We start from the raw sequence: 21,170 nt of genomic DNA, 5'->3' as shown, positions 1-21,170 counted from the left end.
ATCCTCTTTTGTCGTTGCGTTGCCGGCTCGACTGGCTGGCTTCTGGTTATCGGTAGTGCTTGGGAAAGGCCGCGGCGAGGAATGCGTTCGCCGCTTGCAGGGCGGTTTCGCGCGTGGTGTCTTCGGTTCCCATCATCAGCCGCAGCCACAACCCTTCCAGCATCGCCGACAGCGCCAGCGCCATCACCTGCGGCTCATAGGCATAGCCGCCGCTCTGCTTGAGCGTCGCGCAGAGATCGATGAAGACCTGCTGGTAGTACGCGTCCCGGGAACTGCTCAGCGCCTGATAGGTCGGCCGCGACTTGGCCTCGCCCCAGAACGCGCACCAGGCGGCGAGCTTGCGCTTGTTGCAGATCGAGCGGTCGAAGTCGGCCCACACCAGGACCTGCAGTTGGCGGGCTGGATCCTCACCTGCTTTCTGCAGGGCAGCGCGCCAATGCGCCGAATACTCGTCATACATATGCTGCAGCGTGGCGACGAGCAGCTTCTCCTTGCTCTCGAAATGGAAGTTGACGATGCCGCGTGACAGGCCGGCGCCGTCGGCAACATCGGCCATCGTCGTCTCGGCATAGCCGCGCTTGGCCAGCGAATCGATGGTCGCCTCGATCAGCTGCTGCTGCCTGACTTCCTTCGATGCCTTGCGGCCGCGTTTTTCCGGTTCGCTTTTTCCGGAAATGTCTGAGGATCGCTCTTCGCGCGCTGCAGTTTTCATCGGTGCCGTCATGCTCCACATTGCCGGCTATCCCACCATAGCCGGCTTCCACCCGCGAAGATGAGTGGGACGGTGCTCACCGCTGTCAAGCACCTTCTGCATGGCCTCCCAGGTTCGTATGTTCTTGTCGACATAGGCTGCCCCGACCACCGCCGCGACCGTCGGATAGAGCGGACCTTTGAGCCTTTCGAGCTCGCCGCGCGCGACATCGCGGTACCAGGGATTGCGGTCGCGCACGGTGACATCGGTGAAGCCGGCACGGCGCATCGCCTGCGCATAGCGCGCCGGCGAGGCCATGGCGAAGGACAGGCCTTCCGCTGCGACATAGGCTTTCATCTGAGGCGACGGTTCGCCGTCATGCGAGATCATCCAGTTCGACGCCGCAAAGACGCCGCCCGGTCTCAGCACGCGGAAGATCTCGGCAAACAGCGCATCCTTGTCCGGCACATGCAAAAGCGCATCCTTGGAGAACACGACGTCGAAGGCGCCGTCGGCAAAAGGCAGCGGCCCGGGCGGCGCCTGGACAAAGCTGGCGCGGCTGCCGAGCCCGCGCGCCGCTGCCCGCCGCCTGGCGGTGTCGATCACCGGCCGCTCGACATCGAAGCCGGTGGCGTCCGCCGCGCCATGGCGCTCGATCAGATGCAGTGTGATGCCGCCGGAGCCGCAGCCTATGTCGAGGATCGTCTTGCCCTTGAGCGCAAGCCCGTCGACGACGCGGTCGACCTCGTCCGGCCCGCCCGGCGACAGATAGCCGTCGCCCCACAGCGCCTCGAGGAAGCGGATCGCGGTGTCGTTATACTCCGGCTCGGCTTCTGCCGTTTCGATCATCAGACCTCAGTCCCATCGGCCGAATTGCGCAGGTTCGAATGCCGGCAAAGCGTAGCGTATATCAAGGAAAACGCAATATCATTTGTTGAACATTCATTCAGAATGGCTGGACAGAACGGCTGCTGCCGTGCCAAATTCCGCGCATTCGGGGATTGATCACGCAAGAATGAAGGGTCGAGCACGATGAAGGCTTGGCGCGAATGAAGGCTTGGGATGCGATCATTGTCGGCGGCGGTCACAACGGGTTGGTCAATGCCTGCTATCTGCAGCGCGCCGGGCTCGATGTGCTGGTGGTCGAGAAGAACGGCTGGGTCGGCGGCGCCGCCACCAGCCGCGAGCTGACACCGGGCTTCCTCTATTCCAACTGCTCCTATGTCTGCTCGCTGTTTCGCCCCGAGATCATGCGCGACCTCGAACTGCCGCGCTTCGGCCTGCAGGTGATCTCCTATGAGGGCGGCGCGGTATTCACCAAGGATGGCGACTACCTCGCCAACTACCGTGACCACGATGCCCATCGGCGCGAGTTCGCCCGCTTCTCCAAGCGCGATGCCGAAGCCTATGACCGCTACGCCCGCGACGTGACACGGCAGTGCCGCTTCATCCAGCCGCTGCTGATGCGCACCGCGCCCGACCCGACCAGTTTTCGGCCGCGCGACATCGGCGAATTGCTCTATCTCGGCAAGAAGTTTGCCGGCCTCTCAGCCGAGGAAATGGCGCTGACGTTGCGCTTCTGGACCATGTCGATCTCGGAGTTCCTCGACGAATATTTCGAGACCGATGTCATCAAGGCCAACTTCGCGCTATCCGGCATCATCGGCACCGCGCTCGGCCCGATGTCACCGGGCACCGCTTACGTGCTGTTGCACCACTATATGGGCGAGGTCGACGGCTCGGTCGGCGCCTGGGGCTATGCGCGCGGCGGCATGGGTGCGGTCACCAAGGCGCTCGCCGCGTCCTTCCAGGCCTCGGGCGGCACCATCCGCACCGGCGCTGAGGTCGATCACGTCCTGATCCGGCACGGCAAGGCCAAGGGTGTCGTGCTCGCCGGCGGCGAGGAGATCTACGGCAAGCTCGTCGTCTCCAATGCCGACGTGAAACGCACCTTCCTGAAACTGGTCGAGGAGAAGGAACTGCCCGACATTTTCCTGCGCCGGGTGAAGAACTTCAAGATTCGCGGCTCGTCGGGCAAGGTCAACATTGCGCTCGATTCGCTGCCCGAATTCCCGGCGCTGCCGAAGGATTCGCCGGTCTGTCGCGGCGACATGCATTTCACCGATTCGGTGGAGCGCATGGAGCGCGCCTATGACGACTGGAAGGCCGGGCGCTGGTCGGCCGATCCCTTCCTCGACATGGTCATTCCGACAACGCTCGACCCGACCATGGCGCCACCCGGCAAGCATTTCATGAGCTGCTTCGTGCAATACGCGCCGCCGAAGATCGGCGGTCGCGACTGGACCGATGCCGATCGCGACGGTTTTGCCGAAAGCGTGGTTGCGCAGATCGCCGATTATTCGCCTGGATTCCGCGACCGCATCGTCCATATGGAGGTGCGCACGCCGCGCGAGATCGAGGCCGAGGTCGGCCTCACCGAAGGCAACATCTTCCAGGGCGAGCTGACCTTCGACCAGCTTTTGTTCAACCGCCCGGTGCCGGGCTACGCGCAATACCGTTCGCCGGTCGGCGGCCTCTATATGTGCGGCTCCTCGACCCATCCCGGTGGTGGTGTCATGGGCGCGCCGGGCCGCAATGCCGCCGCAGAGATCCTGCGCGACCTCGCCAAATCCACCTCGCATATGAGCCCGGCCCATGACGTCATTTGATGCCATCATCATCGGCGGCGGCCACAACGGCCTTGTCGCCGCCGCCACGCTGGCCAAGGCCGGCCGCAAGGTGCTGGTGCTGGAGGCCGCCGCCGATGTCGGCGGCGCCGCGCGCACCGAAGAATTCGCGCCCGGCTTTCGCGTCTCCTCCATCGCCCATCTGCTGAACCGCTTGCATCCCGATGTGGTGAAGACCCTGGAGCTGGAAAAGCACGGACTGCAGATCGAACGCAGCGACTTCGTGCCGTCGCTGGCACTGTCGAAGGACGGCCCGCCGCTTGTCCTGCATGGCGCCTATGGCGAGGTGCTGACCGGCTCCAGTGCCTCCGAGCAGACAGCATGGAAGGAACTGCGCGCCCAGCTGCTGCGCTATGCCGCCATCCTGAAGCCGTTCCTGTCGCGCCGGCCACCCGACCTCGGCGCCATGTCGCTGCTTGAGACGGCAGCGCTTGGCCAGACCGCGCTGGCGCTGAAGAAACTCGGCAAGGAAGACATGCGCGATTTCCTGCGTGTGCTGTTGATGAACGTTGCCGACCTGCTCGACGAGCAGCTTGCCGATACCAGGTTGAAGGGCCTGCTCGCCTTCGACGCGACGCTCGGCAGCCATCTCGGCCCACGCTCGCCGACCTCGTTGCTCGGCCTCTACTACCGGCTGGCGGGCGAGACCGGCGGCAAGGCCGGCGCGCAGATCGTACCGAAGGGCGGGATGGGCGCGGTCGTCACCGCCATTCGCGCAGCCGCGGAACAGGCTGGCGTCACCATCCGCACCGCGTCGCCGGTGGCGAAAATCGTGGTTGAGAAGGGCCGAGCCGTCGGCGTCGCCCTCGAGAACGGCGAAGTGCTTCGGGCGAAAACAATCGTTTCCGCCATCAATCCGGCGACCACTGTCCTCGATCTGGTTGGGCCGCGCGAAGTCGATACCGGCTTCGCGCGCAAGGTGAAAAACATCCGCATGAAGGGCGATGCGGCCAAGCTCCATCTGGCCCTCGACCGGCCGCCGCAATTCACCGGTGTCGACGCCGCTGGCCACAAGGGCCGGCTGGTCATTGCGCCCTCGCCCGACCATGTCGAACGCGCCTTCAATCCATCGAAATATGGCGAGTTCTCGCCCGAACCGGTGATGGAGATCACGCTGCTCAGCCTTGCCGATCCGTCGCTCGCGCCGGCTGGCGCCTGTGTGCTGTCGGCGGTGGTGCAGTATGCGCCCTATGCGCTGAAAGAGGGCTGGAGCGCCGGCAAGCCGAAATTCCTGAAGGCGATCATGGCTCAGCTCGAGACCTACGCGCCGGGAATCGGCAAGTCCGTGCTCCACACCGAACTTTTGACGCCGGCCGACATCGAGACGCGCTACCGGATGCCGGGCGGCCACTGGCACCATGGCGAACTGCAGGCCGACCAGATGCTGATGTCGCGACCGGTGTCCGGCTGGTCAGGCTATGACACGCCGATCGAAGGGCTGTTCCTTGCCGGCGCCGGCTCGCATCCGGGTGGCGGTGTCTCCGGCGCACCGGGCTTGAATGCGGCGAAGCGCATTATCGCGATGAAGGGCTAAGCCATGGCGCAAGCAACCAAAAAGAAGCCAGACGCGGCAAAGACGAGCCCGCTCATCCCGGCCCGCATCGCGGCGCAATCGCATTTCCGCACGCTTCGTCTCGGCACGCCGTTCCAGCCGCGCATCGATGCGCTGGCCAGAACCCAGGACTGGTACAATTGGGCCGGCTACCGCGCCCCGCATTCGCTGTGGGACGAGGAGCTCGAATATTTCGCCATCCGCAGTCAGGCGGCGCTGTTCGACATCTCACCGATGACCAAATACCGCATCGAGGGGCCAGACGCCGAAGCCTTGCTCAATCGCGTCACGCTGCGCGATGTGGCAAAGCTCAAGCCTGGTCGCGTCCACTACACAGCCTGGTGCGACGACGAGGGTTTTGTCCTCGACGACGGCACGCTGTTCCGCCTGTCGCCGACGCGCTTCCGGCTGTGTTCGCAGGAGCGGCATCTGCCTTGGCTGCTGGACAGCGCCATAGGCTTCGACGTGACGGTCGAGGAAGAGACCGAAGCCGTCGCCGGTCTGGCCTTGCAAGGACCGACCTCCTTCGCCGTGCTGCGCGATGCCGGCTTTGCCGGCGTCGAAAAACTCAAGGTGTTCGACCTCGCCGATTTCTCACATGATGGTGGCACTGTCACCATCTCGCGCACCGGTTTCACCGGCGATCTCGGCTACGAGCTGTTCGTACCCTCAGACAAGGCGCTGAGCCTCTGGGACCGGCTGATGATGGCGGGCGAGTTACGCGGCATTCGCGCCATTGGCTACATGGCCTTGAACCGCGCCCGTCTGGAAGCCGGGCTGATCGTCGCCAATGCGGACTTCACCACCTCCGAGCATGCCATCCGCGCCGACCGCTTGCGCATGCCGGACGAGATCGGTCTCGGCTTCATGATCGACCTCGAAAAAGGTCATTTCAACGGCCGCCGCGCCATCCTCGAAGCCCGCGCCAAACGCAGACTGCGCCATGTGCTGGTCGGACTGGAGATCGAAGGCAACATCCCGGCCGAACACGCCATCGTCTACTACAAGAAGTCACAGGAGGTCGGGCTAGTCAGCGCAGCCATGTGGTCGCCGATGGCCAAGCGCAACATCGCCATCGCCTCGCTGGCGCGTCCCTATGGTGATACGATGGCCGAAGACCTCTGGGTCGAGATCTATGCCATGCGCGAGCTGCAGTACCAGAAGCTGATGAAGCGGGCCAAGGTGGTGGCGCGGCCGTTCATCAAGCTCGACCGCCGCACCGCCAATCCACCGGCGGATTTCTGAGCATGACCGACGAGGCCGACACACCGGATGATGACGGTGATGCCGCCGAGCAGTGGGAGCTGGTCAACACGCCGCTCGGCGAAAAATGGTCGGGCCGCACCCGCTATGCCGCCGCCATGTTCTTCTACAAACGCGGCGAGTTGAGCGCCGAGACACTCGAAGTCTACCGCATCTGTGCCCGGCTGGATTCCACCGATCCGCTGCCCATCGTCCGCGATCGTGGCGTCGGCCAGGACTGGCTGCAGCGCATGGGTGCCTAGTATTTCGCCGAAGGTCTGTTGAGATTCAGGTCAGGCCGAGTCGAAAACGGTGGCTTCCGAGAACCGGAGCGGAGCGTACTTAAAGTACGTGAGCACCGGAAGCGCAGGAAGCCGCCGTTTGCAGGCTGGCCTCACCTGAATATCAACAGGCCTACCCTATGGTTTTTTCCAGCATATTGATCCAGTTGCGATAGGCGATCTTCTCGATCAGCGCACGACCGAAGCCACGCGCGGCCAGTGCATCGATCAGCTTCGGCAGGCCGGCGACATCGCCGATCGGCGCCGGGATCATGGCGCCGTCGAAATCCGAACCGAGGCCGACGCCGTCTTCGCCCAGCGCCTGCAGCAGCGAATCGACGTGGCGCACCATAATGTCGAGGCTGGTGTCGGCATTCATCCTGCCATCCTCGCGCAGGAAGCCGGTGGCGAAATTCAGCCCGACCATGCCGCCGGACTCACGGATCGCGCCAAGCTGCCAGTCGGTGAGATTGCGCGAATGGGTGCAGAGCGCATGCACGTTGGAGTGGGTGGCGACCAGCGGCGCATCGCTGAGCGCGGCGACATCGCGAAAGCCCTTCTCGTTGAGATGCGAGAGGTCGATCATGATCTTGAGCTGGTTGCAGGCCTTGACCAGCGCCTTGCCCGCGTCGGTCAGGCCTGGCCCGGTGTCGGGCGACGAGGGAAAGCGGAACGGCACGCCATTGCCGAAAGCGTTCGGACGGCTCCAGACGATGCCGAGCGAGCGCAGGCCGGCTTCATACAGCACGTCGAGCAGGGTGAGTTCGGGATCGATCGCCTCGACGCCTTCTATGTGGAACACCGCGGCGATCGAGCCTTTGGCCATCGCATTGCGCACGTCGCCGGCGCTGCGGCAAACGGAGAGCGCCCCGGCCCGCTCCAGCCGAAACAGGATCGAGGCCATGGCGATGGTGGACGTCAGCGCGTCAGTGCGCGGCAGCTCGGGCGGCAACGGCTCATCGTCGGTGGGTGCCGGCGGCACCGCGGCACGCTTGGATTTCTCGACCGGTGGCGGAAAGATCGCGAACATGCCGCCGGCAAAGCCGCCTTTTTTGGCGCGCGGCAGGTCGATATGGCCGCCCTGAGTCCCCTCGATGAACAGCTTTTCGACATCGGTGTCTTTCGACTGGTAGAGTCTGAGCAGCGTGTCGTTGTGGCCGTCGAAGACGGGGACGAGATCGAGTTCGGACATCAAGGAGCCATTCGGTTCAAGGGAGACGGAGCGCCAGTCTGCAGGCGAACCGTCTACTTAGGCAAGATGGCCGGGCTGCGCAAATGCCAGAGACAATAACTCCTTGTGGCTGTCCGCTCTCCACCATCTTGCCGCCCGCCACGCAGGCGAATGGACCTTACTGTTTGAGCACGTCAGCCCATTCCGGATGGCGCCGAAACTGGGCGTTGGCGAATGGGCAGAGCGGGATGATCTTCTTGCCCGCTGCCCGCGCATCCTCGACGGCGCGGGTGACGAGGCGAAGCCCCGCACCCTGGCCGCGGAACGCATCCGGCACCTCGGTGTGATCGATAATGATCTGGTGCTCGCCGATCTTGGTGAAGGTCGTCTCCGCCTCGGCGCCATCAGGTCCGCGCAGGAAATAGCGGCCCTTGGAGCCGCGATCCTCCAGTTCGATTTCAGGCAGTTGGTCAGGCATTGCTTGCTCCTTCAACCGGTACGGCAGCGAAGAACCGCCGCGCCGCTTCGATCTCGTTCGGCCGCACCTCGTGGCCGCCTTCATGCCACTCCACTGTGACATCGGCGCCATCGGCGCGCAAATAGGCTTCGAGCCGCGACGTCAGGTTCGGTGGACAGATCGGATCGCGCTTGCCGGCGGTGACCAGCATGCGGCGGCCGGCGAGACTGCCCTTCACCTCGGGTTCAAACGGGATCAGCGGATGCATCAGCACCGCAGCATTGAACAGCGAAGGTGCCGCGAACACCACCGAGGCCAGGATGTTGGCGCCGTTGGAATAGCCGAGGCCGAGCACCGAGGACGGTTTTGCCGCTTCGATATGCGCCTTGACGAAGCCCGCCATCTTCTCAGTCGCCCGCGCCAGGTCGTCCATGTCGTAGACGCCCTCGCCGGTACGGCGAAAGAAGCGCGCCGCACCTTGCTCCGACACATCGCCGCGCGCCGAGATGATGGTGGCTTGCGGTACGAGATCGCGCCCCAGCGACAGCAGCTGGTTCTCGTCCGCCCCGGTGCCGTGGAAGACGAACAGCAACGGGCCGTCAGGCGAACCGGGCAGCACCTTGTGGATGTAAGCGTCCTTGCTCATGATCTCAGCCTCCCAGCTTCTGCAGATGTTCTTCGAGATAGGGCCGCAGATGCTGGTGCTGTGACGGCAGCTTCAGCGCCTCGCCCAAATGAGCGGTATCCTCGTCGCGGTCGAAGCCCGGCTCGTTGGTGGCGACTTCGAACAGCACGCCGCCCGGCGTGCGGAAATAGATTGCCCAGAAGTAGTCACGGTCGATCACCGGCGTCACCTGGTAGCCGGTGTCCATCAGCGCCTTGCGCACTTCGAGCTGCTTGGCGCGGTCCTCGACGGCGAAAGCGACATGGTGGACCGAGCCGGCACCGAGATTGGCAAAGCCCGCGCCCGGCAACGATTCGATGTCGACGATATCGGCGCCGTTGCCGTTCTTCACCGCCAACCGGCTGATGGCGCCGGACTTCTCGATCTCCTCATAGCCCATGAATTTCAGCAGCTCTTCGGTGGCGCCGCCATCCTTGAGCCTCAGCGACACAGAGTGAAAGCCACGGATGGCTTCGTCGGCGGGAACGCTGCCCTTCGCCCACGGTGTTCTGGCGTCGGCCTTGTCCTCGACCAGCGCGAAACCGTCGCCATCGGGACCGGCGAAGGCAAGCCGCTTCTCGCCGAACGTTTCTTCGCGCGAGAGGCCGCTGACGCCCTCGTCGGCAAACCGCTTTTCCCAATAGCCGAGCGTGCCCTCAGGCACCGAATAGACCGTGGCGCCGACCTCACCGACGCCGTGACGGCCCTTGCCGATGTTGGGGAACGGAAAATAGGTCATCACCGAACCTGGCGTGCCGACCTCGTCGGCATAGTAGAGGTGGTAGACGTCGGGCGCGTCGAAATTGACGGTCTTCTTGACCCGGCGCAGGCCGAGCTTTTTGGTGAAGAATTCATTGTTCTGGCGCGCATCCCTGGCCATTGAGGTGACGTGATGCAGCCCTTTGATCTGGTCGAGCATTTTCCTGCTCCTTCCCTTTGTATCTGTGCGACCCATGCCGCTGTCCACGCCAATATGAGGGCCCGGCCGTCCGGATCAAAGGCAGCAAACACAGAATGGACTGTGCGCTAATGGTGAACAGTGGCGCGGTCCTTGTTCACTATTTTGCAAATCGGTCAGGCTTGCGCAGTCGCGAAATTTCGGTTCCATGAGCGGCGCTCTTCCGGGCGCCTGGTGAGGATGAGGATACCGCGATTGGCCGACAAAAACAGACGCCCGAATGTTCTCCTGATCTCTTGCGACCAGTGGCGCGGCGACTGTCTGTCGGCTGCTGGCCACGAGGTGGTGAAAACGCCGAACGCCGACGCGCTGGCCGCCGAGGGCGTGCTGTTCCGGCAGCATTTTGGCGGGGCCGCCCCCTGTTCGCCGGCGCGTGCCTGCCTCTACACCGGCCTCTACCAGATGAACAACCGCGTCTGCCGCAACGGCACGCCGCTCGATGCCCGCCACGGCAACATCGCGCTTTCTGCGCGCAGCCTCGGTTACGATCCGACGCTGTTCGGCTACACCGACGTCTCGCTCGATCCGCGCACCTTGGCGCCCGGCGACCCGAGGCTGACAACCTATGAAGGCGTGCTGCCGGGATTTAGTGTGCGCCAGCTTCTGCCCGAGCACCAGAAGCCCTGGCTGTCCTGGCTGGCACTGCGCGGTGTCGATGCCGGCGCCGGCTTTCCCGACATCCATCGCCCCGCCGGCGAGGCCTCGGGCAACAAGACCGACGAGCCGGTCACCAATGCAGCGCCGATCTATTCGAATGACGAGACACCATCGGCTTTCCTGACCGGCGAATTCGTCCGCTGGCTTGGCGAACAGCAGCGCGACACTGCCTGGTTCGCGCATGTCTCTTTCCTCAGCCCGCATCCGCCCTTCATCGTGCCGGAGCCCTACAACACCCTATATGATCCGGCCGCCGGTCCAGCCTTCCGTCGTGCCGGGAGCTGGCAGACCGAAGCCGGGAGCCACCCCTATCTCGCTTACGGTATGGGCCGGCAGCAGCGGGCGAATTTCCGTCCCGGCGCCGAGGGCCTGGTGCGCGACTGGGGCGACGATAATTTCCGCCGCATCCGCGCGCTCTACTACGGCATGATCTCGGAGGTCGACGCGCAGCTCGGCCGCATCTGGCAAACGCTCAAGGCGGCGGGCGCCTGGGACGACACCATCATCGTACTGACCTCCGATCACGCCGAGATGATGGGCGACCATCATATGCTCGGCAAGGGCGGCTTCTTCGACGGCAGTTTCCATATTCCGCTGATCATTCGCGACCCGCGTCATGGCAAGGCGGCCGGGACGAGCGTCGACCGCTTCACCGAGGCGGTGGACATAGCGCCGACGCTGCTCGACCTGCTCGGCGAGGCGCCGCCGCCGCATCTCGACGGCCGCTCGCTAAAACCATTCCTGGAGAATGAAGCGCCCCAGGACTGGCGCGACGCCGCACATTGGGAGTTCGATTTTCGCTCGATTGCCGAGGGTGAGGCGGAGCGGCATTTCGGCATCGGCCCGCGCCAGTGCAACCTCGCCGTCATCCGCGCGAAGGAGTTCAAATATGTGCATTTCGGTGGCGGCCTGCCGCCGCTGCTGTTCGACCTGAAGAACGATCCGGGAGAACTGAACAATGTCGCCACGGATCCGGCCTATCTCGCTGTGCGGCTGGAGTTTGCCGAACGGCTCCTCGCCTGGCGGGCCGAGCATCTCGACCAGTCGCTGGCCCTTGCCGAACTGACCGAAGCCGGCGTTGCCGGCCATGTCGCCGGCCTGCCGCTTTCAGGAGCGAGATAGAGCTCGCACAGATTTCGCCTCGTCAGGCGGAACCTTTCTTCCGCCGCTCCGTTTCAGCCTTTGGCTGGGCTTTCCCAGCTCAATGATTGCAGAGCATACGGAGTGGGGCATGCGATTTGCGGCGGTGCTGAACCGGGACGGCGGCACCTTGCGCACGACCGATCTTCCAGCCTTTTCCGACCGGATGCGTCAGGCGCTGGAAGCGGCTGGCCACTCCATCGATATCGACATCGTTGCCGGCACGGACGTTGAGGCAGTGCTCGCAAAGATCGCCGCACGGCGCGGCATCGATGTCGTGCTGGCCGGCGGCGGTGACGGCACCATTTCGGCTGCGGCGGCCCGGTTGATGAACGGCAAGAAGGCCTTGGCAATATTGCCGGCCGGCACCATGAACCTGTTTGCCCGCGGGCTTGGCATCCCACAGACCCTCGACGCAGCGCTGAAATCATTCGCCGACGGCGAGGTGATCGCTGTCGACGTCGCCAGCGCCAATGGACGGCCTTTCGTGCATCAATTCTCGATCGGCATGCATGCCAGGATGGTGCAGCTGCGCCAGAACATGGAATTCGGCTCCCGGCTGGGAAAGATCCGCGCCTCGGCAAAGGCCGCCTGGTCGACGATCAACAACCCACCGGCGATGAAGGTGACCCTGACCGTCGGCAAAGCCGAGATCGTGACGCGCATCACCGGCATCGGCGTCACCAACAATCTGTTTGGCGAGGGCCACCTGCCCTATGCCGACAACCCGGCGGGCGGCGTGCTCGGTATCTACGTCACGGTGGCTAGGCAGCGCCGCGAACTGGCCAAGTTCTTGTTCGACGTGGCGCGCGGCAAATGGCGCGACAACGAGCACGTCGAGATACACCAGGCCGAGCGGGCGACCCTCAAAATCCATTCGCCAGCTAAGAAATTCCGCGCCGTCATCGATGGCGAACTGGTCAGACTCGACCGCGAGACGACGATCGAAATTCATCCCGGCGTGCTGAACGTGCTAGTGCCGCGGCGCGCCACTCAGGCCAAGGCCGCCTGATGTCCAAAGCCATCAAGCCGCAAACCCTGGCTGTTGGGCGTCTGCCCCTGGCCGGAGGGCGTGTCGATCATCTCGCCATAGATTTCGGCGACGCCCCAGGCGATGAACACCAGCAGCATCGCGGCAATCAGGATGCGCAGGCCATGTCGCCCCCAGCCTCCCTGACGGGCTTTGTTTTCAGGAATGATCTTGACCAAGGCCGGCCTCCCTATCGCGTGGCGCCGACAGCCGTGTCTGGCAAAGCATGGTCGGGTAACGATTCTCCACTACAAAAGTTCCGGATACTGAGGCCAGCGGCCAACCGTCGGCGCGGCAGAGACAGACCGCAGGCAAGTCATTGGGGGCTTGGTGGATAGCAAGGTACAGATGGCGCCGGGTCTGCCGGCCAATGTCAGCCGCGCGGTAAACGCAGAGGACCGGCTTGCCGTGCTGCACAGCCTCGACGCGCTCGACACCGCTGCCGATCCCGACTTCGATCGCATCAGCCGGCTTGCCGCCGCGATGATGCAAACGCCGATCGCACTGGTCACGCTGCTCGATGTCGAGCGACAATGGTTCAAGGCCTGCTACGGCCTGGACGAGACGGAGACGGCAACCAACATTTCGTTCTGCGCCCATGCGATCGCCGCCGGCGACGAGCCGATGGTGGTGACCGATGCCACAATCGACTCGCGTTTTTCAAACAATCCGCTGGTCACTGGCGAGCACCATGTCCGCTTTTATGCCGGCGCGCCGATGGTGGTGGCCGGCGCGCGGATCGGTACGCTCTGCGTGCTCGACCGAAAGCCGCATGCACATCCGTCTGCCGCCAAGCTCGATCAGCTCAAGACTCTGGCCGCACTCGCCGCCAGCCTGTTTAGCTTGAAGGACGCCACCCGCAACGGAGCGCTGGCCGAGGCAGCACTCGTGCGCGAGGAAAAGCGCCGCGCCATCGCGCTCGATGCCGCCTCGCTTGCCAGCTGGGCATGGGACATCCGCACCGACATGATCGACTGCGATGTGCTGTTGTCCGAGCTGTTCAACCTGCCGCGTTCGAACCGGCTGAAGGCACGCGACATTCTGGGCGCCATCGATCCCCGCGACGTCTACCAGACCGAGACGCGCTTTCGCGACGCCCTGACCGGCAGCGACGATTATTTCGGCGAGTACCGTGTCAAGGGTTTCAATCCGCCGCGCTGGATCGCCACACGCGGCCGTGTCATCGAGCGCGACGGGGACGGCAAGCCGACGCTGATCTTCGGCGTCAACTACGACATCACCGAACGCAAGCTCGGCGACGAGCGGCAAAGGCTGTTGCTGCGTGAGCTGAACCACCGCGTCAAGAACACGCTGGCGACCGTCCAGGCGCTGGCGACGCAGACCGTGCGCCATGCCCGCCAGCCAAGCGAATTCCTCGCGGCTTTCGGCGCAAGGCTGCAGGCCCTGGGTGCCGCCCACAATCTGTTGTCGGATCGCGAATGGCGCGGCATCGGCATTGCCGAACTGGTACAGATCGAAGTGAAGCCGTTCGACAGCGCCTCGCAGCCGCGCATGGCGATCTCCGGCGCCGACCTGCTGCTTTCGCCCGATCAGGCAGTTGGGCTCGGCCTGATCCTGCACGAGCTGGCCAGCAACGCGCTGCAATACGGGTCGCTGTCGGTGGCTTCGGGAAAAGTTCAGCTCGACTGGAAGACGCAGGGCAAGAAGGGCGCACAGCGCCTGATATTGACCTGGCGCGAAAGCGGCGGGCCGCCAGTCTCCGTTCCGGAGCGCCATGGCTTCGGCTCGATCCTGATCCGCCGCAGCCTGGCCAAGGTCATCTCCAGCGAGGTGATCCACGAATTTCGCCCGGAGGGCGTGTTCGCCGAAATATCGATGCCGCTCGAAGACCTGTCGAAGTGACGCGCTAGCTATCTTCTCCGCCATCCGGATCGTCAGGACCGGGCTTCACGTTTTCGCGATAGATGGCGTAGGCGGCGAGCGCCACCGCCGGGCCGAGTATGACACCCAACCCACCTTTACCCTTGAGCAGCGCCGGCAGCACGGCGAGAGCCGCTGTGATGCCGATCGCCTTCATATCGGCACTACGCCGTCTGGCACGGCGCCGCGCGCGCGAACCCGCCGATATCTGGTGAATGAGCAGGATGAGCCCGGCAATCACCAGGAAGCCGGCGCCGAAGCCGAGGCAGGCTGCCAGCGAGCCGTAGCGGTCGGCCGCCCAGATATAGGCGGCCCCATGTAGGAAGCCGAGACCGCAGAGCGCCATAAGCGCCGCGAACCCATAGACAATTGCCGCCGTGCGCGCGCGGCGCACGGCGGCAATTGTTTCGCCCGAGGCGAAGGCCGAGATCAACGATGCCAGCATTCCCATCTGGACAGAAACTAGCGCCGCGCCAGCAGCGCGAAGAGAAAGCCGACGCCGGCAGCGATCGCCAGCGACGTCACCGGTTTCTCGCGCACGCTGGCCATCATCTGTGCTTCGATGTCCTTGGCGTTGCTGCGCAGATTGTCGAAGGCTGCCTCGCCCTGGGCGCGCAATTGTTCGACACCCTCGGTGGCGGCGCGCCGCGCCGTCCCGTAGCCATGCTCGCCGGTCTTGGCCAACTGCTTGGTGAGTTTTTCGATATCGGCCTTCAATTGCTTGATGTCGGCTTCAAGGTCCGTATTCGTCCGGCTGTCGCCAGCGGTTTTTCCTGTGGCAGTTGCCATTGCTTAACTCCTTGCGTTTGCTTGGTTTCAAACGCTCGATACAGGCCAAGGTTCCGAAATCGGAACAAGCTCCATCAAAAGATGTTTCCACGGATGAGTCCAGCCCGGCCGAACGTCATCCAACCCCGCTCGCTCAAATCAGCGGCCGGCGCCCTTCGCCCAGTCCTTCCCAACGCGCGAGGTTCTGAAGCCCCTCATTGTCGACCACCTCGCAGCCGCCGTCGCGCCAGAGGATCAACTTGCGGTCCATCAGCTTGCGGATCGTCTTGTTGGTGTGAACCAGCGACAGGCCGAGCGTATCGGCGACATGCTGCTGGGTGATCGGGATTTGAACCGGTGCCTTGCCGTTGAGCCCGACCACCTTGGCCCGGCTGCCGATAAAGGCGATCAGATAGGCCAGGCGCTCGATCGCACTGCGGCGGCCAACGCTGAGCAGGTTCTCGTCCAGCATCCGCTCTTCCCGCGAGGCGATCCAGGTGATGTCGTAGGCCAGGCCCGGATGGTTGCGGTAGAGTTCGTGCAGATACTCGCGCTCGAAGACGCACAGCAGCATGGGCGACAATGCCTCGACCGAATGCTGCATCTCTCCCATCACGCTGCCTTGCAGGCCGATGAGATCGCCGGGCATCAGATAATTGAGGATCTGGCGCCGGCCGTCCGACAGCAATTTGTAGCGGAAAGCCCAGCCCGACAGCACCGTGTAGAGATGGGCGCTGTGGCTGCCCTCGACCAGCACCGTGGCGCCCTTGTCGACCGCGAGTTCTCCTTTCTTGAACGTACTGATGAAGGCGAGTTCCGGCTTTTCGAACTCCCGGAACACCGGTAGCGGTCGCAGCGGGCATTTCTCGCATGGATACTGGCGGCTGGAGAAAGAACGACCGTTCTGGCCAGACATTTCGACCCCTCTTCGAAAGCCTGCTTGAGACAGGCTGAAGGCAAACGTCTCGCAGCGATCGGAGTTCCAGCATCGGGCATGTCTTTTTTAAATGACAGGCTGCCAAATAACGATCATGACTCGCTCTGTTCCAAGGAGACTTTGCGAAGTGCCCCCATTGCTCAACGGACTGCGGATACTGGTCCTGGAGGACGAATTCCTGATCGCCATGGATGTCGAGCAGCTTTGCCGCGACTATGGCGCCGGCGAGGTGGTCATTGCCCGCGATCTGACCGAAATCGATCAGCAGAAGGTTGCAACGCAATTCGACGCGGCCATCGTCGACCTCATGCTGGCCGGGGCGTCAACGGTCGATTTCGCCTCGCGGCTGCGCCAGTCGGGCGTGCCCTTCATCTTCGCCTCCGGCTATTCGGACGCCGACGAGATCAAGGCGTCCTTTCCGGGCATCAGACTGGTCACCAAACCCTATTCGGGAGACGATCTCGTCGAGGCGGTGGCGGCGGCCTGCGGACGACGGTCTGCGGCGTGACACTGCTCGCAGACCGTTCAAGCCGTCACGCCCTAAGCGGCGTTTGACCCCGTCACCTGCGCCGAAATTGCATCCGGCCCATACTCGTCTTCGCCTGAAATCTTCAGGATTTCCTGCAGCCGCGTGCGGGCACGGCTGACGCGGCTCTTGATCGTTCCGACCGCGCAGCCGCAGATTTCGGCGGCTTCCTCATAGGAGAAGCCCGACGCGCCGATGAGGATGATGGCTTCGCGCTGGTCCTCGGGCAATTGCTCGAGCGCGCCCCGAAAATCCTTGAGGTCAAGCTGGCCATGCTGGGCCGGATGAACGGCAAGCCTGGCCGTCATGATGCCGTCGCTGTCCTGCACCTCGCGGCCACGCTTGCGCATCTGCGAATAGAATTCATTGCGCAGGATGGTGAACAGCCATGCCTTGAGGTTGGTGCCCGGCTGGAAGCTTTCATGCTTGTCCCAGGCCTTGACCAGCGTTTCCTGCACCAGGTCGTCGGCCTTGTCGGCATTTTGTGTCAGCGACACGGCAAAGGCGCGCAGGCTCGGGATCGAGCCGAGCAGATCGGTCTTGAAGCCCTGAGAGACAGCCGCCATGTCTCAGTCCTTCTTCTGTGCGGGTTCAGCCTGTTCCAGCTGACTGAGCAACTGGGCGAAGCGATCCGGCACATTGTCGGAGACGAGCTCGTCATAATATTGTTTGAGTTTGCGGCCGATTTCCGAATTCGGCCCGAGCGGGTCACCGGAAGCAGCCCGGCGCCTGTCTGCGGCGCCAGCCATTGTATCTTTCGTCATGTCCTTCATGTCGCCCTTTATTTCCAGCACCCGAGCCGCTCTACTAGTTACATACGCAAGGCAAGCGGCACCCTCGTCTGGTTGCCCATCCCGACCCTGAAACGCCGCCCCGGTATATTAGTTCCATAGTGATCGGAACTTTTTGCGAAAACCGGCGTTTGTGTCTTCGGGGCTTGCAATCAGCTTGACCTGCGACCTGTGCAATCACGTCATCTGAGGGAGACGTCTACCATGAGCCTATCTGCAACCATCGCTCCGCACCTGCCGTTCCTGCGCCGCTTCTCGCGCGCCGTTTCCGGATCGCAGGAGAGCGGCGATGCGCTGGTCGCCGCGATGCTCGAGGCCATCATCGCCGATGTCGATATCTTTCCCGACGCATCGAACGACCGCATCGCTCTCTACAAGATTTTCGCCAAGCTTTTCACCTCGGTCGCCATCCGCGTTCCGCAGGAGCAGGCGCAGTCGGCGTGGGAACAGCGCGCCGCGGCCAATCTGAACGCGATCGCACCGCTTCCCCGCCAGGCCTTCCTGCTCGTCGCCGTCGAAGGCTTCAGCGAAGACGAGGCGGCGGAAATCCTCGATGTCGGCGACAAGGAATTCTCCGAACTCCTCGCCCAGGCGAGCAACGAGATTTCCCGCCAGGTGGCAACCGACGTGCTGATCATCGAGGATGAACCGCTGATCGCCATGGACATCGAGGAGATGGTCGAGAGTCTTGGCCACCGCGTCGTTGGAACGGCGCGCACCCACGCCGAGGCGGTGATGATGTTCGGCAAGACGCGGCCAAGGATGGTGCTGGCCGACATCCAGCTTGCCGACGGCAGTTCGGGCATCGATGCCGTCAACGAGATCCTGTCGTCGACATCGGTGCCGGTGATCTTCATCACCGCTTTTCCCGAGCGCCTGTTGACCGGCGAGCGGCCGGAACCGGCCTTCCTGGTCACCAAGCCGTTCAACCCGGATATGGTCAAGGCGCTGATCAGCCAGGCCCTGTTCTTCGACCGGCAAGCGAAAGCCGCTGCCTAGACTCCGGCCTGCGCTGCGCTTCCAAAAATGAAATGATGGCTGCCAAGAGACGCTCGCCCGGCCCAAWCGCCGGGCGAGCCGTCAGGCGTACCCAACGCATCGCGCTGCAGACGCCCCTTTCCAGCGGTCGGCTTTTTCGGCAAATGGTGGAACAAACGGCAACCAACCACGTTTTTCTCATACCATTTGATGGAGATGGATCATGCTTTACTGGGCGCTCGTATTCCTCGTCGTCGCGATCATAGCCGGCGCGCTTGGTTTCGGCGGCATCGCCGGCACCTCGGCCGGTATCGCGCAGATATTGTTCTTCATCTTTCTCGCCTTCCTGGTCATTTCGCTTCTCGCCGGCCTGTTCAGACGGGCCTCGTAAGGCGCGACCGGACACTGGAAGCCGCACCCCTCAAACGGTTTCCAGCCACCGCCGGGCGGGGTCCTTCAACGGACACCGCCCGGCGGACCGTTTTAAGGGGGCCGGAGAACAGTATGAGGGAACCCATTGCGCAATGAACCGTTCAGCCCTGAGTTGGGTGGACAGGTGATTGATGCGTTCCCGAGCCGGAGACATGACCAACAGCGGCGAGAGTGACGAGGTCATCGCTTTGCATCCCGCCGAAAGCGGCATGCAGCTTGGTCGCGCTCTTCTCCATGCACTGCACAATGCCGGCATTTCGGTTCTCTACCAGGACCGCGAAATGAAGACGGTATGGGCGCGCAACATGCGCGCGCCATGGGCCGCCGATACCACCGACAGCAACGGCATATTGCCGCCGGCACAGGCTGAGCGCATCGGCGCCGCCAAACGCAATGTCATCGCATCCGGCAATGCCGAACGGCTTGAGCTCAGTGTTCCCGCCGACGACGGCGTCCGCTGGTTCCAAGTGTGGATCGATGCCGACCATGGCGATGGCGGTGACGTGCAAGGCCTCGTCACCACCATGGTTGAGACAACCGAGCAGAAACGCCGCGAGCAGACGCTGAAGACGCTGTTGCGCGAGGTCAGCCACCGCTCGAAAAACCTGTTGGCCATCATCCAGAGCATTGCCACCCAGACCGGCCGTTATTCCGAGACGCTTGGCGATTTCCTGACGCGTTTTCGCGGCCGGCTGCAGTCGTTGGCCTCTTCCCAGGATCTGGTGACGTCGTCCAACTGGCGCGGTGCCGCCCTTCGCGAACTCGTCTCCGGCCAGGTTGGCCGCTACGGCGCCGATCCGGCGCGCAGCCTGCGTTTCCAGGGTGAAAACCCCTATCTCAACCCCAATGCCGCTTTGCATATCGGCCTGGCGATGCATGAACTCGCCGTCAATTCGGTGAGTTACGGCGCCCTGTCGCGACCGGACGGTTTCGTCGAGGTGACGGCCAGCCTGACGCCCGGTTCCGCCGCCAGGCCGGCTTTGTCGCTGACCTGGACCGAAGCCATCGGCGCTAACGACAATCAACGCAACGAAAAGCGCTTTGGCAGCGTTGCGCTCGAGCGCGTCGTGCCGACATCATTGAACGGCACCGCGACCCTTGAAATCAGCGGCGGCCGTCTGGAATACCGGCTTGTCGTTCCGCACGGCAATTTCGAGACCGAGTGAGCGCATAACAGCCAGCTTGCCAGAAAGGCCGCGGCCGACGGCAGCGCCGATCCTTAACCGACTGTTCACCATAAAGTCCGATGCTGTGCTTCCCAGGTACCGCTGGAACTTGCCGATGCCTCGAACGTTTTGACCACGGCTTGCAGCGCAGTATGGGAGGAATGAAGTTGACGGTTGCCGATATGAACAGACTGGAGCAGGCCGCCCGCATCTCGATGAGCGGATTTCAGGATCTTGACCCATCGGCCGCCCCCTCGCTCCATGTTTCCGATACGGCGCTTCGCCTCGCTATTGTCGCGCTGGTCGCGGTCATCGTGCTGATCGCGGCACTCCAGTTGAGCTGATCCCCCCAGTTGACCTGACCCCAAGCCCGCATCCTTCCAATTATTCATGCACTTGGCCGCAAGCGCAGGAACTTTGAACGATGTGGCCCGTTGCTATGGCGAGAGGATTGTCGCCATGGAACATATTGCCGCCTTGCTGCTGGTTATCGGCTGTTCGAACACCATGACCGAGTGCCGCGAACTGCCCGTGCCGGTCAGCGTCTTCGAGACCGCTGACGAATGCACCGCCGAGCGGCCCTTCGCTTTGGGCGATGTCCAGGGTCAGGCCCAGCACGTCGTCGCCAAATGTCTTGCTGTCGATCCGGCGCTGGAAGACGATTATGACCAGGTCGTCTGGAGCATGCATCCGGACGGGACGCTCGATGCTTCGTTGGAGATTTCCAGCCTTATGGTTGCATCGAGCGGCGTGCGCCCCGAAAAAGACTCTGTTCGCCAACAATAAATTCGAGCGGGCAAAGGCCGTCATTTCGTGCTAAATGGCGGCTGGAGCTTACTAAAGTGAGGACACAAGTGAGGAGAGACTCTATGCGGAAATTGATTATTGCCATGGTTGCCGTGGTTGCGGTCAGCGGTTGCAGCACGACCGAGCAGGACGTCGGCGTCGGCGCCGGTGTCGGCGCTTTGGCTGGTGGCCTGATTGGCGGCGGCAAGGGTGCGCTCATCGGCGCAGCCGTCGGTGCCGGTTCCGGCCTGCTGGTGCGCAACCTGCGCAATGGTTATTGCCAGTATCGCGACAACCGCGGCCATCTCTACACGGCTCGCTGCTGATCCGCTTCAAAGCGCGTCAAGCAATCAAGGCGGAGACCGGCTGGTCCGG

At 63.3% G+C, this 21,170-nt stretch carries 26 protein-coding genes; 14 read left to right on the top strand and 12 right to left on the bottom strand.

Going from position 1 to position 21,170, the window contains the following annotated elements; all coding sequences use genetic code 11:
• Positions 1 to 46: 46 nt before the first annotated feature.
• Positions 47 to 712 carry a transcriptional regulator BetI gene (betI, locus tag AC1DVW_RS19430; RefSeq protein WP_477325151.1) on the bottom strand — a complete coding sequence of 222 codons (666 nt, stop codon included), beginning with the start codon at positions 710 to 712 and terminating at the stop codon, positions 47 to 49.
• 27 nt (positions 713 to 739) lie between these two features.
• The gene (locus tag AC1DVW_RS19425; protein WP_477325149.1) at positions 740 to 1,540 is read right to left on the bottom strand and encodes a class I SAM-dependent methyltransferase; all 801 of its coding nucleotides are present in this window, start codon (positions 1,538 to 1,540) and stop codon (positions 740 to 742) included.
• A gap of 200 nt (positions 1,541 to 1,740) precedes the next feature.
• On the opposite strand from AC1DVW_RS19425, the gene AC1DVW_RS19420 reads away from it, so the two are divergent.
• The 4 genes from AC1DVW_RS19420 to AC1DVW_RS19405 are packed head-to-tail and all read left to right on the top strand — an operon-like array spanning position 1,741 to position 6,435.
• Positions 1,741 to 3,360, top strand: coding sequence for a phytoene desaturase family protein (locus AC1DVW_RS19420; RefSeq protein WP_477246404.1), 1,620 nt, complete (start codon positions 1,741 to 1,743; stop codon positions 3,358 to 3,360).
• Positions 3,347 to 4,912 carry a phytoene desaturase family protein gene (locus AC1DVW_RS19415; protein ID WP_477325147.1) on the top strand — a complete coding sequence of 522 codons (1,566 nt, stop codon included), beginning with the start codon at positions 3,347 to 3,349 and terminating at the stop codon, positions 4,910 to 4,912. The genes AC1DVW_RS19420 and AC1DVW_RS19415 overlap by 14 nt, the downstream gene beginning before the upstream one ends.
• Before the next feature lie 3 nt (positions 4,913 to 4,915).
• Entirely contained in the window at positions 4,916 to 6,175 is a 1,260-nt protein-coding gene (locus AC1DVW_RS19410; RefSeq protein ID WP_477246400.1) for an aminomethyl transferase family protein, read from the top strand.
• Between the two features lie 2 nt (positions 6,176 to 6,177).
• On the top strand, positions 6,178 to 6,435 hold the full coding sequence (locus AC1DVW_RS19405; protein ID WP_477246398.1) for a hypothetical protein: 258 nt from the start codon (positions 6,178 to 6,180) through the stop codon (positions 6,433 to 6,435).
• A gap of 151 nt (positions 6,436 to 6,586) precedes the next feature.
• Here AC1DVW_RS19405 and AC1DVW_RS19400 read toward each other — a convergent pair whose 3' ends face one another.
• The 4 genes from AC1DVW_RS19400 to AC1DVW_RS19385 all read right to left on the bottom strand — a co-directional run bounded on the left by AC1DVW_RS19400 (position 6,587) and on the right by AC1DVW_RS19385 (position 9,664).
• A complete protein-coding gene (locus AC1DVW_RS19400) occupies positions 6,587 to 7,645 on the bottom strand; it encodes a dipeptidase (protein WP_477325145.1) in 1,059 nt (352 codons plus the stop codon).
• Between the two features lie 157 nt (positions 7,646 to 7,802).
• Positions 7,803 to 8,102: a GNAT family N-acetyltransferase gene (locus AC1DVW_RS19395; protein ID WP_477246395.1), complete on the bottom strand. Its 300-nt coding sequence runs from the start codon at positions 8,100 to 8,102 to the stop codon at positions 7,803 to 7,805.
• Complete coding sequence (locus tag AC1DVW_RS19390) at positions 8,095 to 8,727, bottom strand: alpha/beta hydrolase (RefSeq protein WP_477325143.1); 633 nt, start codon at positions 8,725 to 8,727, stop codon at positions 8,095 to 8,097. The genes AC1DVW_RS19395 and AC1DVW_RS19390 overlap by 8 nt, the downstream gene beginning before the upstream one ends.
• 4 nt (positions 8,728 to 8,731) lie before the next feature.
• Complete coding sequence (locus AC1DVW_RS19385; RefSeq protein ID WP_477325141.1) at positions 8,732 to 9,664, bottom strand: VOC family protein; 933 nt, start codon at positions 9,662 to 9,664, stop codon at positions 8,732 to 8,734.
• A 234-nt stretch (positions 9,665 to 9,898) separates the two neighbouring features.
• On the opposite strand from AC1DVW_RS19385, the gene AC1DVW_RS19380 reads away from it, so the two are divergent.
• Both AC1DVW_RS19380 and AC1DVW_RS19375 read left to right on the top strand, forming a co-directional pair.
• Positions 9,899 to 11,482, top strand: coding sequence for an alkaline phosphatase family protein (locus AC1DVW_RS19380; protein WP_477325139.1), 1,584 nt, complete (start codon positions 9,899 to 9,901; stop codon positions 11,480 to 11,482).
• A gap of 109 nt (positions 11,483 to 11,591) precedes the next feature.
• A complete protein-coding gene (locus AC1DVW_RS19375; RefSeq protein WP_477325137.1) occupies positions 11,592 to 12,512 on the top strand; it encodes a diacylglycerol/lipid kinase family protein in 921 nt (306 codons plus the stop codon).
• Here AC1DVW_RS19375 and AC1DVW_RS19370 read toward each other — a convergent pair.
• Positions 12,494 to 12,709 (bottom strand): hypothetical protein, encoded by a 216-nt coding sequence (locus AC1DVW_RS19370; protein WP_477325135.1) that lies wholly within the window; start codon positions 12,707 to 12,709, stop codon positions 12,494 to 12,496. The two genes, AC1DVW_RS19375 and AC1DVW_RS19370, sit on opposite strands and share 19 nt — an antisense overlap.
• 169 nt (positions 12,710 to 12,878) lie before the next feature.
• On the opposite strand from AC1DVW_RS19370, the gene AC1DVW_RS19365 reads away from it, so the two are divergent.
• Positions 12,879 to 14,393 (top strand): sensor histidine kinase, encoded by a 1,515-nt coding sequence (locus tag AC1DVW_RS19365; RefSeq protein WP_477325345.1) that lies wholly within the window; start codon positions 12,879 to 12,881, stop codon positions 14,391 to 14,393.
• Between the two features lie 4 nt (positions 14,394 to 14,397).
• On the opposite strand, the gene AC1DVW_RS19360 is transcribed toward AC1DVW_RS19365, so the two are convergent.
• The 3 genes from AC1DVW_RS19360 to AC1DVW_RS19350 all read right to left on the bottom strand — a co-directional run bounded on the left by AC1DVW_RS19360 (position 14,398) and on the right by AC1DVW_RS19350 (position 16,095).
• Positions 14,398 to 14,862, bottom strand: coding sequence for a hypothetical protein (locus AC1DVW_RS19360; protein WP_477325133.1), 465 nt, complete (start codon positions 14,860 to 14,862; stop codon positions 14,398 to 14,400).
• Positions 14,863 to 14,873: 11 nt separating this feature from the next.
• Positions 14,874 to 15,200, bottom strand: a complete 327-nt coding sequence (locus tag AC1DVW_RS19355) for an ElaB/YgaM/YqjD family protein (RefSeq protein ID WP_477246380.1) — start codon at positions 15,198 to 15,200, stop codon at positions 14,874 to 14,876.
• 133 nt (positions 15,201 to 15,333) lie between these two features.
• Positions 15,334 to 16,095 (bottom strand): Crp/Fnr family transcriptional regulator, encoded by a 762-nt coding sequence (locus AC1DVW_RS19350; protein WP_477325131.1) that lies wholly within the window; start codon positions 16,093 to 16,095, stop codon positions 15,334 to 15,336.
• A gap of 208 nt (positions 16,096 to 16,303) precedes the next feature.
• Between AC1DVW_RS19350 and AC1DVW_RS19345 the strand changes: the two genes are divergently transcribed.
• Positions 16,304 to 16,624: a response regulator gene (locus tag AC1DVW_RS19345; RefSeq protein WP_477325343.1), complete on the top strand. Its 321-nt coding sequence runs from the start codon at positions 16,304 to 16,306 to the stop codon at positions 16,622 to 16,624.
• 32 nt (positions 16,625 to 16,656) lie between these two features.
• Here the strand turns inward: AC1DVW_RS19345 and AC1DVW_RS19340 are convergent, their stop codons facing one another.
• On the bottom strand, positions 16,657 to 17,208 hold the full coding sequence (locus tag AC1DVW_RS19340) for a sigma-70 family RNA polymerase sigma factor (RefSeq protein ID WP_258607097.1): 552 nt from the start codon (positions 17,206 to 17,208) through the stop codon (positions 16,657 to 16,659).
• A 3-nt stretch (positions 17,209 to 17,211) separates the two neighbouring features.
• Positions 17,212 to 17,415, bottom strand: a complete 204-nt coding sequence (locus tag AC1DVW_RS19335; RefSeq protein ID WP_477271483.1) for a NepR family anti-sigma factor — start codon at positions 17,413 to 17,415, stop codon at positions 17,212 to 17,214.
• Between the two features lie 222 nt (positions 17,416 to 17,637).
• Between AC1DVW_RS19335 and AC1DVW_RS19330 the strand changes: the two genes are divergently transcribed.
• The 6 genes from AC1DVW_RS19330 to AC1DVW_RS19305 all read left to right on the top strand — a co-directional run bounded on the left by AC1DVW_RS19330 (position 17,638) and on the right by AC1DVW_RS19305 (position 21,121).
• Positions 17,638 to 18,432 carry a response regulator gene (locus tag AC1DVW_RS19330; protein WP_477246376.1) on the top strand — a complete coding sequence of 265 codons (795 nt, stop codon included), beginning with the start codon at positions 17,638 to 17,640 and terminating at the stop codon, positions 18,430 to 18,432.
• A gap of 202 nt (positions 18,433 to 18,634) precedes the next feature.
• Entirely contained in the window at positions 18,635 to 18,802 is a 168-nt protein-coding gene (locus AC1DVW_RS19325; protein WP_023670098.1) for a DUF1328 domain-containing protein, read from the top strand.
• A 172-nt stretch (positions 18,803 to 18,974) separates the two neighbouring features.
• A complete protein-coding gene (locus AC1DVW_RS19320) occupies positions 18,975 to 20,009 on the top strand; it encodes a sensor histidine kinase (protein ID WP_477325341.1) in 1,035 nt (344 codons plus the stop codon).
• A 161-nt stretch (positions 20,010 to 20,170) separates the two neighbouring features.
• Positions 20,171 to 20,353, top strand: a complete 183-nt coding sequence (locus AC1DVW_RS19315; protein WP_477325129.1) for a hypothetical protein — start codon at positions 20,171 to 20,173, stop codon at positions 20,351 to 20,353.
• A gap of 115 nt (positions 20,354 to 20,468) precedes the next feature.
• The gene (locus tag AC1DVW_RS19310; RefSeq protein WP_477325127.1) at positions 20,469 to 20,795 is read left to right on the top strand and encodes a hypothetical protein; all 327 of its coding nucleotides are present in this window, start codon (positions 20,469 to 20,471) and stop codon (positions 20,793 to 20,795) included.
• Positions 20,796 to 20,878: 83 nt separating this feature from the next.
• Positions 20,879 to 21,121 carry a YMGG-like glycine zipper-containing protein gene (locus AC1DVW_RS19305; RefSeq protein WP_477270843.1) on the top strand — a complete coding sequence of 81 codons (243 nt, stop codon included), beginning with the start codon at positions 20,879 to 20,881 and terminating at the stop codon, positions 21,119 to 21,121.
• Positions 21,122 to 21,170: the final 49 nt, after the last annotated feature.

Source organism: Mesorhizobium sp. P3_B5, assembly GCF_056402815.1.
The sequence above is the reverse complement of the archived record's forward strand: the minus strand, read 5'-3'. Positions and strand labels throughout refer to the sequence as shown.